This is a genomic window from Aquimarina sp. U1-2 (genome assembly GCF_017897595.1).
Classification (GTDB): Bacteria; Bacteroidota; Bacteroidia; order Flavobacteriales; family Flavobacteriaceae; genus Aquimarina.
The window spans coordinates 147035-161791 of sequence record NZ_JAGKIK010000009.1 but is presented as its reverse complement, the minus strand read 5'-3'; the positions used below and the strand labels follow the sequence as shown (position 1 = coordinate 161791).

Sequence of the window (14757 nt, the reverse complement as noted above, 5' to 3'; positions counted from 1 at the left end):
CATCATCTAGAATCTACCCACATATAGAATAAATATCTCATAATTTAATAAAAATATGGAGAACACGAGTGATGTTGCATTAGAAATTATTGACAATGAATTTCTAAGACAATTCGAAACTACAATTGAAGGTCAAAAAGCAAAAATCGAGTATGCTCAACAAGAAAGAAAGATTTTTCTTACTAAACTTGTTATGAGTGAAGAGCATATTGAAAAGGGATATCAGGAAGATTTTATTATTGCAGTATTTAACGTGATACAAGATCGCAATATAAGATTGGTTCCTACTAGCCCAATAATTGCTAAATTTATGCGAAAAAATAGAAGAAAGTACAAAGATTTATTACCTGTAGGCATTAATATATAGTACTATAACAATATCATAAATTACATAAAATCTGCGTTACCGCAGATTTTTTTTATGTACTTATATTGCCTTTATTTTTTTGAAAAGACATACATTGAAATGGATGCTATGAACTCATCTTGACTTTTTTGATTAAAGTAGGACCGACCGATAGGAAGGGGCCAGATGGCGCGATTGCAAAAGTTTTTTTGCTTAATTGAAAGCATTTTTTTGTTGCATAGCCTTAGCTATGAAACTCAAAAATGATAAAAAGTAGGTAAAAAAGATCATTTTGCAACTAATTATAAAAAGTCAAGATGAGTTCTCTACTAAAACTTTTCGATCATCTGTGAAATAAAGTCGAATCTTACGATGCCATCGGTATCAATATCTTGAAGCTTTACGTTGTGCAAAGTGTTTACATAACTGGGATTCCATGGCATTTTTACTTTTACGTAGTTTTCAGTAAATCCATGAATATATCCTTCTTTATTTTCAGATTCAAATAGTACAGTTCTCTCTGTTCCCAACTGGCTTTCATAAAATGCTCTTCGCTTTTTAACCGATAAGCCGCGTAACATTTTACTTCTCTTTTTACGAATATCGACTGGTACAACTCCATCTAATTTTGCTGCTACAGTATTGTCTCTTTCTGAATAGGTAAACACATGTAAATAAGAAATATCGAGAGTAGACAAAAAGTTATACGTATCTAAAAAATGATCATCGGTTTCACCAGGAAACCCTACAATTACATCAACCCCTATACAAGCATGCGGCATTACTTCTTTAATTTTATTAATCCTATTGATATACAACTCACTAAGATACCTGCGTCGCATTAACTTAAGTATTTCATCATTACCAGACTGTAGTGGGATATGAAAATGAGGCACAAATGTTCTAGAATTAGCTACAAAATCTATGGTTTCATTTTTTAGCAAATTAGGTTCTATCGATGAAATTCGCAATCGGTCTATGCCTTTTACTTGATCGAGAGCCTGCACCAATTCAAAAAAAGTATGCTCATGCTTTTTATTACCAAATTCACCTTTGCCATAATCCCCGATATTTACTCCGGTGAGCACTATTTCTTTGATTCCTTTTTCAGAAATTTCTTTCGCATTTTGTAATACATTACTCAACGTATCGCTTCTAGAAATCCCTCTAGCCAAGGGTATAGTACAATAGGTACATTTGTAATCACAGCCATCTTGTACTTTTAAAAACGCTCGGGTGCGGTCGCCTATAGAATAACTCCCAACATAAAAATCTGCCTCCTCTATTTCGCAAGAATGAACCTCGCCAAAATCGTTTTTAGAGAGGTCATTAATGTAATCTGTAATCTTAAATTTTTCTGTAGCCCCCAAGACTAGATCTACCCCGCCTACCTCTGCTAGCTCCTGGGGTTTTAATTGAGCATAACAGCCTACCGCCGCAACAAAAGCATCGGGATTCGTCTTTTGTGCTTGTTTTACAATACTTTTAAATCTTTTATCTGCGTTCTCTGTGACAGAACAGGTATTGATCACATAAATATCGGCATTTTCAGAAAAATCAACCCTATCAAAACCTTCGTTAACAAAACTTCTTGCTATGGTTGATGTTTCAGAAAAATTTAATTTGCATCCCAATGTATAAAAAGCAACTTTTTTTCTCATCTTTACTGAATTTGTTTCAGTATCCTTTTAAATTTAACCTCAGATTATTTTAAAAATTCTTTATTGTGATTCATAAGATAATCTGTAATTTACAAAACAAAAAAAGTCCCGAAATAAGCTCAGGACATACTCAAAATTGAATATGCAAATATACCAACAATAATCCATTTACTAAAATTGAACATCAAACATTCTGTGATCATAATTCGTTATCTAACAATAGTTTACTACCTTTTTTTATTTGTTTCCTGCGGAAGATCAGATAAAAATCACAGAGATCACGAAGTATTTCGTTACAACCAGTTTGAAAATATTAGTTCTTTGGATCCTGCATTTGCAAGAGATGTCCCTAATATATGGGCTACTAATCAATTGTTTAATGGACTTGTACAACTAGACGATTCGCTTCATATACAACCAGATATTGCTAAACGCTGGAAGATTTCTGAAGACGGTTTACACTACACCTTTGTTTTGCGAAATGATGTCAAATTTCATAAACACTTTAGGTTTCATTCAAAAGACAGTACTCGTCATGTCATAGCCAAAGATTTTGAGTATAGTTTCAATCGTTTGATTGATCCCAAGGTAGCTTCACCCGGTAATTGGGTGCTCAAAAATGTAGAAAAATATACTGCCCTCAACGATACTGTTTTTAAAATTAAACTTAAAAAACCATTTCCAGCATTTTTAGGATTATTGAGCATGCGCTATTGTTCTGTAGTTCCTAAAGAAGTGGTAGCGCACTATGGCAATCAATTTAGATCCAACCCTATAGGTACAGGTCCTTTCAAATTCAAGCTTTGGGAAGAAAATGTAAAGCTGGTGTTTAGAAAAAATGAACTCTATTTTGAAAAGGATGAAAACGGAAAACAACTCCCCTATCTTGAAGCAGTGGCTATTACATTTCTACCAGATAAACAAAGTGAGTTTTTACAGTTTGCTCAGGGAAATTTGGATCTTCTCAACAGTTTAGATGCATCCTATAAAGATGAGCTTCTTACGCCTACCGGTAAACTTCGAGCCAAATATAAAGGTGATATTACTATTAACAAAGGTCCTTATCTTAACTCTGAATATCTAGGCTTTTATTTGGATTCAGAAAAAGAGGAAATACAATCCCACTTACTTAGAAAAGCTGTAAATCATGGCTTTGACAGAAAAAAAATGATTACTTACTTAAAAAACGGGATCGGCACCCCTGCCATTCATGGATTTATCCCTAAAGGAATTCCTGGGTTTGCCAATATCCCCGGTTATGAATTCAATACTAAAAAAGCGACGGCATTTATTAAACAATACATTCAAAAAACTGGAAACTCAACCCCATCTATAAGGATTGCTACCGATTCAAATTATCAAAGTATTTGTGAATTTATACAACGAGAATTAGAAAAAATAGGACTTACCATTATAGTAGATGTGATGCCTCCATCTACCATTAGACATAAGAAATGGAGTGGTGAACTCGAAGTGTTTAGAGCAAGTTGGATTGCAGACTATCCAGATGCCGAAAATTTTCTGTCCCCTTTTTACAGTAATAATCACACCCCCAACGGTCCTAATTATACACATTTTAAAAACGATACCTTTGATCGCCTATATGAGGAAAGTTTTTTAATCTCTGATGATAAAATGAGAGAACAACATTATACGCGAATGGATTCTATCATCGTAGCTCATGCCCCTATTGTTCCCTTGTATTATGATGAAGTAGTTCGATTCACTCAAAAAAACGTTCACGGACTTACAAATAATCCTCAAAATTTCTTGATTTTGAAAAGAGTTTGGAAAGAAAAAGCACTCTAATAAATAGAAATCAGCCGAATAAAGACAGATACACCTGTTTTATTTACCTTTTGTCGATTATTTTTTTATATATTCGCTGCTCATTAATTAAATTTTAACATTTTCAATTAACCCAAATCTTATGAAAAAACTTAATTTATTTTTGCTTTCAGCCTTTCTGCTAGGAGTAATTTCCTGTAGTAGCGACGATGATTCTTCATCTGGAGATCTTACACAGATCGACCCTAATCCCGTTGAAGAAACGGCATTAGACGCTACAACTGTTTCTGAAAATATAACCATTAATGGACTTGCAAAAATTGATGGTGATGCTCCGGCACCAACAGGAAACATTTCTTTTACATTGCCCGTAGCAGAACAGTCTGCTTTTTTACAAACTGGATTTGAATTAAACTTCGACGCTCCTTCTAATTATAGAGGTGCCTATATCCAGATTGCATCTGAAGATGGCACTATCGCTCCAGGCTACTTTGATACTGGTGTTCAAGCACTTCGTGCCAGAAATGCCAAACAAAAAAATACAAAAAATAGACTTTTTGGAAAACAAGCAAAGATGGATGACAGAAATATATTTATCGATTTTGCATTTGACGAAAAAGTAAGTCCTGGTAAATTCTGTTACTTTATTTGTATATATGACGATGCTGGTAATATAAGTGATCCAATAGAAGTCTGTGTAGAAGTAGAAGCTTGGGGTGGAAACAATAATTTTGCTGGAACATGGAATTTTGTTAAAGAAGTTGAAGATGGCATAACTATTCCTATTGGAGAAGAATCTTGTGATGATTATGAGTATACAATCTCATGTTCCAATCAAGAATCACTTACTATCGATAGAGATTATTGTTACATTATTGAATCTTTTGCTATCACTTTTAGTGAAGATGGAACTTACGAATATATTTCAAAAGATTCTAATGTAAGTATTGATAATCAAGCAACAGCTGAAGCTTGTTCTCCGGTATTTGGGCCAAGACAAGAAGAAACCTATACGTCAAAAGGAAGATGGGCATATGATGAAGAAGAAAAAAGACTTACTTTGGTTGAATTTGAATACAGAGAAGTAGACGGCAACGGAGAAGTATCTGAAAACTCAAGCTTAGAAGGTGAGCTTGTATTTGATGGTGGAATAACTTTAACAGGATCTGAGTTTACACTAACAGAAAGTTATAATGAAGACGGTATTAACGAAACTTATCAGTATTTCTTTACAAGATAGTATATCATAACTTTAATAATAAATGCCGGTTTAATGCCGGCATTTATTTTTTTTAAACGATATTTATTCTAACTTTTTCTCCATTTTTTAGTCACTCCATAGACATGTTCCAAGATTTTTTCTTCTTCTTCTGTAAATTCCATATTTCTACGCGCCATAACCACCTTGGCGACCTCAAAAGCTTTTTTAGTTAAGTAGGTAGAAAAACCTGCACTACCACCCCAGCTATAACTGGGGATAAAATTACGCGGAAAACCGCCACCAAAAATATTAGCATTAACACCTACTACAGTTCCGGTATTAAACATGGTATTAATCCCACATTTTGAGTGATCACCCATTATCAATCCGCAAAATTGCAATCCTGTTTTGGCAAAACCTTCGGTTTCGTAGCTCCATAAACGTACCGGAGCATAATTATTTTTAAGGTTCGAGGTATTGGTATCCGCCCCCAGATTACACCACTCGCCCAATACTGAATTACCCAAGTATCCATCATGCCCCTTGTTCGAATATCCAAGTATTACAGAATTTGTCACCTCTCCACCTACTTTAGAGTGCGGTCCTACAGTAGTCCCACCATAGATTTTAGCACCCATTTTTATGGTGGCATGATCGCAAAGCGCAAATGGCCCTCTTATTAGACTACCCTCCATAACTTCTGTGTTTTTCCCAATATAAATAGGTCCGTTGCTTGCATTAAGCGTTGCGCATTCAAGTTGAGCTCCTTCTTCTATAAATATATTTTCTGGAGCGATTATAGTATTACTTTCAGGGATGGCTTGACTCTTTCTCCCTTGGGTCAATAACGCAAAATCTTGGTTAATTGCCTCTTCATTTTTCGAAAATATATCCCAGGTGTTCTTGACTGTCAATACTTCTTGTTTATTCTGAAAAATCTCATAGGTATCAAAATCAACAGACTCATTTTCTTTTACATAAAAAGCAATGGGCTCATCCTGATCAAAAATTGCTTGGTTGACTTGAAGGTTTTTTATGGCAGTTACCAAATCTTCTGAAGGAAGAAAAGCACTGTTAATCATAATATTATCTGATAATTCTACCATTGGGAATTTTTCACTTAGATATGCTTCAGTAACGGTAGAAGTAGTAGATCCCAGATATTTCTCCCATTTTTCACGAATAGTAAAAATACCTATTCGAATTTCTGCAACAGGGCGAGTATATGTAAATGGCAATAAGGCATCGCGCGACGCTCCATCAAAAAGTATATAATTCATGCGTTGATCTCAAAAAGTTAGTTGTTCGAATCTGTACAAAAATAAAAACGTTGATATGAAAAATGTTGCTGTTTAGCTATTTTATTTTGAATTTTATTTTTTATACCAGTTTTACTTTAAAATTGCTCAAATAAAAAGCAATCACTTTTTGTTAAAACGGAAAAGGGCAATCCTGCCTGTCATACGCCGGGTAGGCAGGTTTTGATAGGTAATTTTAAAGTAGCGCTGGTATTACGGTATACGATGTTCGTAAATCGAAGATTACGAATAAAAAAAGCCTTTTCAAATAGAAAAGGCTTCATGGCTTATTTTATACAACTAAATTACTTTTTGAATTTAGCATATTTGTTTTTGAATTTATCAATACGTCCTGCAGTATCGATCAATTTTGATTTTCCTGTATAGAACGGATGAGAGGCTCTTGAAATTTCTAATTTCACTAATGGATATTCCACACCGTCTACTTCTAAAGTTTCCTTAGTATTAGCTGTAGATTTGGTTAAGAAAACCTCGTCATTAGACATATCCTTAAAGGCTACTAATCTATAATTTTCTGGATGGATATCTTTTCTCATTTTTTTGTCTTTTTTATTTTCGAGGTGCAAATTTATAATTTATTCACCAAATAAAAAAATAATACTGAAATTTCTAAAGGTACTAGATGTATTAAGATCGAAAACTTTTTATTTCGAATTACTCATCACAGCCCCAAATCCAATCGTATATAGCATCTAGCAGCTCAGAATTCACTCCACAACCATTCCATTTACTACTTTTACCTACATTATTGAGAATATTCAATCTTAAATCTTCAAATTGATGAGCAATGCTATAAAATTCTTTAGCAGTAACTTTCATAGCTTTCAGTTGATGATATAAATCTAGAAAAGCCGGAGTCTGATCTTCCATAAAATCAATAATTAAAGCTCTCTGTTCTGACTCACTCAAGTTATCAGTAACTGACTTTTGAGATATAGAATTTCTAAATTCTTGTAATCTACCGGTTTTAACAGCACTTTTTGTAAATTCAATAATCATTTGCTCAACCAAAGATTCTTTACTTTCTTTAAAAATCTCTTGGTTATCTTCATCTTGCGTACAAGAAGTTAACACTAGCAAAGAAATGACAAGCGCTAAAAATGACAATTTTTTCATAACCTCTAAATTTGTTAATAATTCGTATTCAATTTTAAAATTGGGGGGTGCTCGTTTTATAAAATTCTAATTTATGCTTTTACAATACTTTTCAAACTTTAATACCTAAAAATTCGAACCATTAATTTATTAAAGTCCTCACTTTATAACGCAGTATTTCACAAAAATTGTAACCTTATTTTGATTACGTAAAAACCGTAAATTATTTGGTAAATGTACGATAAAAATGTAAATTACGCCGATTAAACGCTATTTTTTTCAGTATTTAACAACTTTATTTTATTTACAAACCAATGGTTTTTGTCAACCTAACACCTTTTTTTGTATGAAAGAAACTACAATTTCTACCAAAAAATATATCGTGAAATTTGGAATAATTCTTGGCGCTATTTGGGTTGTTTATGGTTTTGTGCGTTATCAAGTAAACTATATGACTACTTCAAACCGAGGACTTGCGCTATTCGAATTAGTCATGCAAGTATTTATCGTTACCTACGGTATTTATAAATATAAACAGGACAACGAAAAATTTCTAAAATTATGGGAAGCTTTAAAAATAGGAATTAGTATTATTTTGGTTGGCACTATAATTAAAGTACTTTGGGATATTATATTATTGAAGTTAATAGCACCCGAAGCTATCCATTCACTAATTAATGTTTCTAAACCATCTACAATAAAAGAAACTACAGATCAACTAAGCAATTTAAATAAAGAAAATAAGTTTCTCTTAAACATATCTATTGGTATTTTCATCGGAAATATAATATTAGGTACAATCATTTCATTACTAGGAGGTGCTATCATGCAAAAAAATCGAAATCCGTTTTAGTTTTTTTAATAAAGGCCTATTATTGAACTCGTTTTGACTCTTTATAATTAGTTGCAACCTGCAGACCTCAGGACGAGCAGACAAAAGTGATCTACTTTACCTAATTTAAGAAAATCACAGAGAAGTTAGTTCAAAACGTCTAGATGTCATTTTAATTAATTTTAATTCGAACTTGTAACATTTTACTATCTTTGAACACTATTAAGATAATAATTATAGTATACATATCTAATATCATTCACACATGGAAAATGATGCAACTTCTACCAAAAAAATCACTATTAATTACGGAATAATCCTTGGTATACTTTCAGTAATTTTAGGAGTTGTTATTTATATAACCGATGGCTATGCCAAACAAAATTGGATAAATAATATTGTTGGCGTAGCAATTATAGCAGGTGTAATTATCTTTGGGATTAAAGCATTCAAGACTACCAATAACGGATTTCTTACACTTTCAGAAGCATTGAAAACTGGTGTGGGTATCGCTCTTGTAGGTGGTATTATTGGAGTAATCTGGACCATTTTACTAATGACGGTCATTGATCCCGAGATCATGAATCAAATAACAGAAGTACAACGCAGGCAAATGATCGAAAATTATCCTGATATGTCTGAAGAACAGCTTAATCAAAGCCTCGAAATGGCGAAAAAATTTTCTTCTCCATACATGATTGGTGCTTTTGCACTAATTTGGAATCTGTTTCTTGGACTCATAATTTCGCTTTGTGCCGGGTTAGTAATGCAAAAAAAATAAGACTTTTAAATACTCTATGAATATATCTGTGGTCATACCGTTGCTCAATGAGCAGGAATCACTTAATGAGTTGTACAGTTGGATTGCAAAAGTTATGCAATCCAATTCTTTTTCGTATGAAATTATTTTTATTGATGATGGAAGTACAGACGATTCATGGAAAACAATTACACACCTGTCGTCAAAAAACAAAAACGTTAAGGGAATTCGTTTTTTAAAAAATTTTGGCAAGTCTCAAGCCTTGCACGCCGGATTTAAAGAAGCCAAAGGCAATGTGGTAATTACCATGGATGCCGATCTGCAGGATAGCCCCGAAGAAATCCCTGAAATGTATAACATGATCACTCAAGAAGGGTATGATTTAATCTCTGGCTGGAAGAAAAAACGATATGATTCAGTAATTGCCAAAAACCTTCCTTCCAAATTATTTAATGCAGCTGCAAGAAAAACATCTGGAGTAAAGTTACACGATTTTAATTGCGGACTTAAAGCTTACAAAAATATCGTTGTAAAAAATATTGATGTTCATGGTGAAATGCATCGATATATTCCTGTACTGTCAAAAAATGCAGGATTTACTAAAATCGGTGAAAAAGTTGTACTTCATCAAGCTAGAAAATATGGAAAAACGAAGTTCGGGATGAGCCGTTTTATTAACGGTTTTCTGGATCTGGTAACCATATGGTTCATGTCGAGATTTGGCAAAAGACCTATGCATTTTTTTGGCTTAATTGGCACCCTTTTATTTCTGGTTGGTTTTTGTTTTGCTGTTTACCTAGGAGTTGATAAACTTTTTCTAGAAATAGAAGGAAGATTGATTGCACAACGTCCTGAATTTTATGTTGCCCTTACTGCAATGATTTTAGGGACTCAATTCTTTCTTGCCGGATTTTTAGGAGAAATTATATTAACAAGCAAAAGAAATAAAGAACGTTACAATATTTCTGAAAAAGTAAATTTATAAACATTCTTTCATACAAAATGATACTCTTGGCTAGTGTATAAGCTTTTGAATGAACTGATTTCAACTTTTTTAATTCTAAACCTGTATTTATTATTCGTGGTAAATAGTATTTTTGTAATTAAAAACCAAAAACACACACATGCAAATTACAAATGCTGAAATTGATAGAAGAGTTAAAGAATGGCTAACTCCCACTTTTGATCAAGATACAAGAAGCGAGATTCAAGAATTACAGCAAAATAATCCTGGCCAACTTAAAGAAAGTTTTTATAGAGATTTAGAGTTTGGTACAGGAGGCATGCGCGGTGTGATGGGCGTAGGCACGAATCGAATTAACAAATACACTTTAGGCAAAAGCACCCAGGGATTAAGTAATTATTTGCTATCTCAGTTCCCCGAAGAGCAACCTAAAGCCGTAATTGCCTACGACTGTAGAAACAATAGCGATACGCTGGCACAGGTGGTAGCCAATGTTTTTTCGGCTAACGGAATTGAAGTATTCCTATTTTCAGAACTACGCCCTACACCAGAGTTGTCTTTTGCGGTAAAAGAATTAGGATGTCATTGCGGCATCGTGTTAACTGCAAGTCATAATCCCCCAGAGTATAATGGATATAAAGTCTACTGGCAGGACGGTGGACAACTGGTTCCGCCGCAGGATAAAGAAATAATCGAAGAAATAAATAAGGTACACTACGCAGGCATAAAATTTAAAGCCAACTCTGCTTTAATTCAAACTATCGATAAGGTTATCGATACTCCTTTTATAAATCAAAGCGCAGCCTATGGAAGTTTTGCAGCAAGCCAAAAAGCAAAAAATAACACCACCATTGTTTTTACCCCGCTACACGGGACATCGATCACTGCCATACCAGAAACACTTAAAAAAGCAGGCTACAACAACGTGCATATTGTACAAGAACAAGCAGAGCCTAACGGAAATTTTCCAACGGTAAAATCACCAAACCCAGAAGAGCCAGAAGCACTAACCATGGCAATGAATCTTGCTAAAAAGGTAAACGCCGACATTGTTATTGGTACAGATCCAGATTGTGATCGATTGGGGATCGCGGTTCGCAATAACCATGGAGATTTACAATTACTAAATGGCAATCAAACTATGATTGTCATGACCTGGTTTTTATTAGAACATTATAAAAACGTCAAAGGCTTGAAAGGGAATGAGTTTGTTGCCTCAACCATTGTATCAACCCCAATGTTAAAAAACCTATCTCAAGCCTATGGGGTCGAATACAAAGAAGTACTTACCGGATTTAAATGGATAGCAAAATTAATTAAAGACCATCCCGAAAAACATTTTATTGGTGGCGGAGAAGAGAGTTTTGGATATATGGTTGGTGATTTTGTAAGAGATAAAGATGCGGTTACGTCTACCCTACTCGCCTGCGAAATTGTGGCTTTTACAAAAGAAAATGGCAGCTCATTCTATCAAACACTATTAGATTTATATGTAAATCACGGTTTTTATAGAGAAAATTTGATTTCATTAGTCAAAAAAGGAATCGACGGAGCCGCAGAGATCAAACAAATCATGGTAGACTCAAGAAATAATCCTCCAAAATATATCAACGATGAAAAAGTAGTACGTATAGAAGATTATCAAACCAGTACTGCGAAGAACCTTCAGGATTATTCTGAACATACCATACACATTCCCAAATCCAATGTTTTAATATTTTATACCGAAAACGGAAGTAAAATTGCTGCCAGACCCAGCGGCACCGAGCCAAAAATTAAATTTTATATAAGTGTGCATAAACCCCTACCATCTATAACTCAATTTGAAGAAGTACAGCAGCAGTTAGATGATAAAATTGAAGCCATAATGAAAGATCTAAAATTAACTTAAACAGCGATATCGCTGATCTACATACTTAATGAATTATTTCAAACAAATTCTTCGCTTTGCAAAGCCTTATAGGATTTATGCTATTTTAAACATAACTTCCAATATTTTTTACGCGTTATTTGGCACATTAGCCATGGTTTCTCTATTCCCAATGCTAAATGTATTATTTGGCCAAACAGAAAAAGTAAAGATAGCACCAAAATGGAACGGATTACTAGAAGTGCGAGAATATAGCGAGGCATATTTGAATTATTATGTGACCCAAAAAGCAGCTCAAGGAAATGATGATGTGCTTATTTTTATGGTCGCATTAGTAATTGGTATGTTTTTTTTAAAGAATATCTTCAGCTATTTGGCCATGTACTTTATTACCTTTCTTAGAAATGGTGTATTAAAAGATATTCGTAATGAATTATATAAAAAAACCATAGATTTACCGCTATCCTTTTTTTCTGAAAAACGTAAGGGAGACACGATTGCCAGGATTTCTACAGATGTTCTTGAAATACAACATTCTTTTCTGTCAATACTAGAACTTATTGTAAGAGAGCCTTTGATGATTTTATTTACTATTTGCGCTATGGTACTTATTAGCGTTAAATTAACAATATTCGTTTTTATATTTATACCTGTTTCAGGGTTTTTAATTTCATTAGTAGGTAAGAAATTAAAGAAACATTCAGATAAAGTGCAAAAAGAACAAGGTTTTTTCTTATCTGTTGTTGAAGAAACTTTAGGTGGACTTAAAGTAATTAAAGGCTTTAATGCTGAAAAGATTTTTAATCGTAAATTTAATAACTCTACATCTCGTTTTTACACCTACTCAAACACATTGCTGAATAGACAAAATTTAGCTTCTCCTACTAGCGAGTTTTTAGGAATCACAGTAATAGCCATTCTACTATGGTATGGTGGACAAATGGTTCTTGTTGAAAAATCCTTAGACCCAGGACTTTTTATTGTTTACATGGGACTAGCATACAACATTCTTACTCCGGCCAAAGCAATTTCTAAAGCCAGTTATGGAGTAAAAAGAGGAAATGCAGCTGCAGAACGAGTACTTGAAATTTTAAACACTACCTCCCCTTTGCAGGATAGACCAAATGCAGAAGCAAAAAAAGATTTTAATTCTCAAATTACTCTAGAAAACGTTTCATTTAAATATGAAGATGAATACGTTCTCAATAACTTTTCAATAACCGTTCCCAAAGGGAGTACTGTAGCTTTGGTAGGACAATCAGGAAGTGGTAAATCTACAATTGCCAATTTAGTAACACGATTTTATGATGTTAATCAAGGAAGTATTAAAATCGATGATATTGACATTCGAGATGTAACCAAAACATCATTACGTGGTTTAATGGGGCTAGTCACTCAGGATTCTATTCTTTTTAACGATAGCATTAAAAATAATTTGTTGATCGGTAATGAAAATGCCAGTGACGAAGAGATTATCGAGGCCTTAAAAGTGGCCAACGCCTGGGAATTTGTAAAAGATTTACCCAACGGTATAGAAACTAATATAGGCGATAGCGGTAACAAATTGAGTGGCGGACAAAAACAGCGTTTATCGATTGCCAGAGCAGTTTTGAAAAATCCGCCTATAATGATTTTAGACGAAGCAACTTCAGCACTAGATACAGAAAGCGAGCGATTGGTACAATCGGCCTTAGAAAATATGATGAAGAATCGTACCAGTATCGTCATAGCACATCGATTATCCACCATACAAAATTCAGATGTAATTGTCGTTATGCAAAAAGGACAAATTGTAGAGAAAGGACGTCACGACGAATTAATGGCACGAAATGGCGCCTATCAAAAATTGGTTACCTTACAATCATTCGACCAATAATACGAGTGTAAACAACAACCAAGTGTTAGTATTGCAGAACGTAGATATTCTTGAAAAATCAAATCACTTCAATAAAAACAGAGCCTTTTAGTGAACATCGAACATACAGTAAAATTCACTATAACCTCCGATTATACCCTTAACCTAGCGGTTTACCCTTAGCGTAGTCGATGGGCAGCGGTTATAGTAAAAAACATAGCGAAGAAAGCATTTTTGAAGCAGTTGAAAGGCGTAATGATTTTCTAATAACCTGTGTTCGATCATTATTTTGTTAAATAGTATTCATTTACTTTCGCCTGTCTGGTTGATCCCTTCGTCAGAGCTCAGGACAGGCTCTGTCGAGACCTATTTAATAAACCTAAAAATTACCTTTCGACCCAGCATGTAACGATTAAAACAGAATAGAGCTGGTAAAAATCTATAGATCAACAGTCAAACTTGGGTTAATATATACGACGGGGGTAATGCATATAATTTAACCGTAAAACAAAAAAGAGCGCAAGATGCACTCTTTTTCTTCACACAAATCATCTTAATTTAGGGGCTTACTCTAAAATTAAAACTCACTCTTATTGAAAATTTTCATCTTGGGGAGAATGAAAATAATTATTCTTTATTACGATGTAAAGATACAATCTTTTTTCAATCTAGCAAATAAAAAATGTATTTTGTCAATAAAATTATGCTTTTAATCATACTAAACTTAGTTTTTACACTCAAAAAATAGTATTTTTCCTACATTTTGAAAATCTGATTAAAATCCATACAAAATGAGTAAACAAAAAAAGAGTGCTCAACGCACTCTTTTCTCTTCACACAAATCATCTTAATTTAGGGGCTTACTCTAAAATTAAAACTCACTTTTATTAAGAATTTTCATCTTGGGGAGAATGAAAATAATTATTCTTTATTACGATGTAAAGATACAATCTTTTTTTATTCTACCAAATAAAAAGTGTATTTTGTCAAAAAAAATACACTTTTAATCATACTAAACTTCATTTCTGTATTAAAAAAATAGTATTTTTCCTACATTCTGGAGTTT

Annotated in this window: 12 protein-coding genes; 8 read left to right on the top strand and 4 right to left on the bottom strand. The window is 33.5% G+C overall.

What is annotated here, in order from left to right:
- Window positions 1-55 precede the first annotated feature (55 nt).
- Window positions 56-367, top strand: a complete 312-nt coding sequence (locus J8281_RS12895) for an N-acetyltransferase (RefSeq protein ID WP_210198046.1) — start codon at window positions 56-58, stop codon at window positions 365-367.
- A 308-nt stretch (window positions 368-675) separates the two neighbouring features.
- Here the strand turns inward: J8281_RS12895 and mtaB are convergent, their stop codons facing one another.
- Window positions 676-2007 carry a tRNA (N(6)-L-threonylcarbamoyladenosine(37)-C(2))-methylthiotransferase MtaB gene (gene mtaB, locus J8281_RS12890; RefSeq protein WP_210198045.1) on the bottom strand — a complete coding sequence of 444 codons (1332 nt, stop codon included), beginning with the start codon at window positions 2005-2007 and terminating at the stop codon, window positions 676-678.
- A gap of 195 nt (window positions 2008-2202) precedes the next feature.
- On the opposite strand from mtaB, the gene J8281_RS12885 reads away from it, so the two are divergent.
- Both J8281_RS12885 and J8281_RS12880 read left to right on the top strand, forming a co-directional pair.
- Complete coding sequence (locus J8281_RS12885; protein WP_371812613.1) at window positions 2203-3816, top strand: ABC transporter substrate-binding protein; 1614 nt, start codon at window positions 2203-2205, stop codon at window positions 3814-3816.
- A gap of 121 nt (window positions 3817-3937) precedes the next feature.
- Window positions 3938-5035 (top strand): hypothetical protein, encoded by a 1098-nt coding sequence (locus J8281_RS12880; RefSeq protein ID WP_210198044.1) that lies wholly within the window; start codon window positions 3938-3940, stop codon window positions 5033-5035.
- Between the two features lie 68 nt (window positions 5036-5103).
- Here the strand turns inward: J8281_RS12880 and J8281_RS12875 are convergent, their stop codons facing one another.
- From J8281_RS12875 to J8281_RS12865, 3 genes are all read right to left on the bottom strand, one after another.
- Entirely contained in the window at window positions 5104-6276 is a 1173-nt protein-coding gene (locus J8281_RS12875; protein ID WP_210198043.1) for a GlmU family protein, read from the bottom strand.
- Between the two features lie 323 nt (window positions 6277-6599).
- Window positions 6600-6851: a type B 50S ribosomal protein L31 gene (locus J8281_RS12870; RefSeq protein ID WP_210198042.1), complete on the bottom strand. Its 252-nt coding sequence runs from the start codon at window positions 6849-6851 to the stop codon at window positions 6600-6602.
- A 118-nt stretch (window positions 6852-6969) separates the two neighbouring features.
- Entirely contained in the window at window positions 6970-7431 is a 462-nt protein-coding gene (locus tag J8281_RS12865) for a hypothetical protein (RefSeq protein ID WP_210198041.1), read from the bottom strand.
- Window positions 7432-7756: 325 nt separating this feature from the next.
- Between J8281_RS12865 and J8281_RS12860 the strand changes: the two genes are divergently transcribed.
- The 5 genes from J8281_RS12860 to J8281_RS12840 all read left to right on the top strand — a co-directional run bounded on the left by J8281_RS12860 (window position 7757) and on the right by J8281_RS12840 (window position 13712).
- Window positions 7757-8263, top strand: a complete 507-nt coding sequence (locus J8281_RS12860) for a DUF4199 domain-containing protein (protein ID WP_210198040.1) — start codon at window positions 7757-7759, stop codon at window positions 8261-8263.
- A gap of 244 nt (window positions 8264-8507) precedes the next feature.
- Complete coding sequence (locus tag J8281_RS12855) at window positions 8508-9023, top strand: DUF4199 domain-containing protein (RefSeq protein ID WP_210198039.1); 516 nt, start codon at window positions 8508-8510, stop codon at window positions 9021-9023.
- Between the two features lie 16 nt (window positions 9024-9039).
- Complete coding sequence (locus tag J8281_RS12850; RefSeq protein ID WP_210198038.1) at window positions 9040-9987, top strand: glycosyltransferase family 2 protein; 948 nt, start codon at window positions 9040-9042, stop codon at window positions 9985-9987.
- 139 nt (window positions 9988-10126) lie between these two features.
- On the top strand, window positions 10127-11857 hold the full coding sequence (locus tag J8281_RS12845) for a phospho-sugar mutase (protein WP_210198037.1): 1731 nt from the start codon (window positions 10127-10129) through the stop codon (window positions 11855-11857).
- Window positions 11858-11885: 28 nt separating this feature from the next.
- Entirely contained in the window at window positions 11886-13712 is a 1827-nt protein-coding gene (locus tag J8281_RS12840; RefSeq protein WP_210198036.1) for an ABC transporter ATP-binding protein, read from the top strand.
- Window positions 13713-14757 lie beyond the last annotated feature (1045 nt).

What these genes read in the sequence shown, in the direction of transcription:
- J8281_RS12895 (WP_210198046.1), top strand. Translation starts at nt 56, where the DNA reads ATGGAGAACACGAGTGATGTTGCATTAGAAATTATTGACAATGAATTT.
- mtaB (WP_210198045.1), bottom strand. Translation starts at nt 2,007, where the DNA reads ATGAGAAAAAAAGTTGCTTTTTATACATTGGGATGCAAATTAAATTTT.
- J8281_RS12880 (WP_210198044.1), top strand. Translation starts at nt 3,938, where the DNA reads ATGAAAAAACTTAATTTATTTTTGCTTTCAGCCTTTCTGCTAGGAGTA.
- J8281_RS12875 (WP_210198043.1), bottom strand. Translation starts at nt 6,276, where the DNA reads ATGAATTATATACTTTTTGATGGAGCGTCGCGCGATGCCTTATTGCCA.
- J8281_RS12870 (WP_210198042.1), bottom strand. Translation starts at nt 6,851, where the DNA reads ATGAGAAAAGATATCCATCCAGAAAATTATAGATTAGTAGCCTTTAAG.
- J8281_RS12865 (WP_210198041.1), bottom strand. Translation starts at nt 7,431, where the DNA reads ATGAAAAAATTGTCATTTTTAGCGCTTGTCATTTCTTTGCTAGTGTTA.
- J8281_RS12860 (WP_210198040.1), top strand. Translation starts at nt 7,757, where the DNA reads ATGAAAGAAACTACAATTTCTACCAAAAAATATATCGTGAAATTTGGA.
- J8281_RS12855 (WP_210198039.1), top strand. Translation starts at nt 8,508, where the DNA reads ATGGAAAATGATGCAACTTCTACCAAAAAAATCACTATTAATTACGGA.
- J8281_RS12850 (WP_210198038.1), top strand. Translation starts at nt 9,040, where the DNA reads ATGAATATATCTGTGGTCATACCGTTGCTCAATGAGCAGGAATCACTT.
- J8281_RS12845 (WP_210198037.1), top strand. Translation starts at nt 10,127, where the DNA reads ATGCAAATTACAAATGCTGAAATTGATAGAAGAGTTAAAGAATGGCTA.
- J8281_RS12840 (WP_210198036.1), top strand. Translation starts at nt 11,886, where the DNA reads ATGAATTATTTCAAACAAATTCTTCGCTTTGCAAAGCCTTATAGGATT.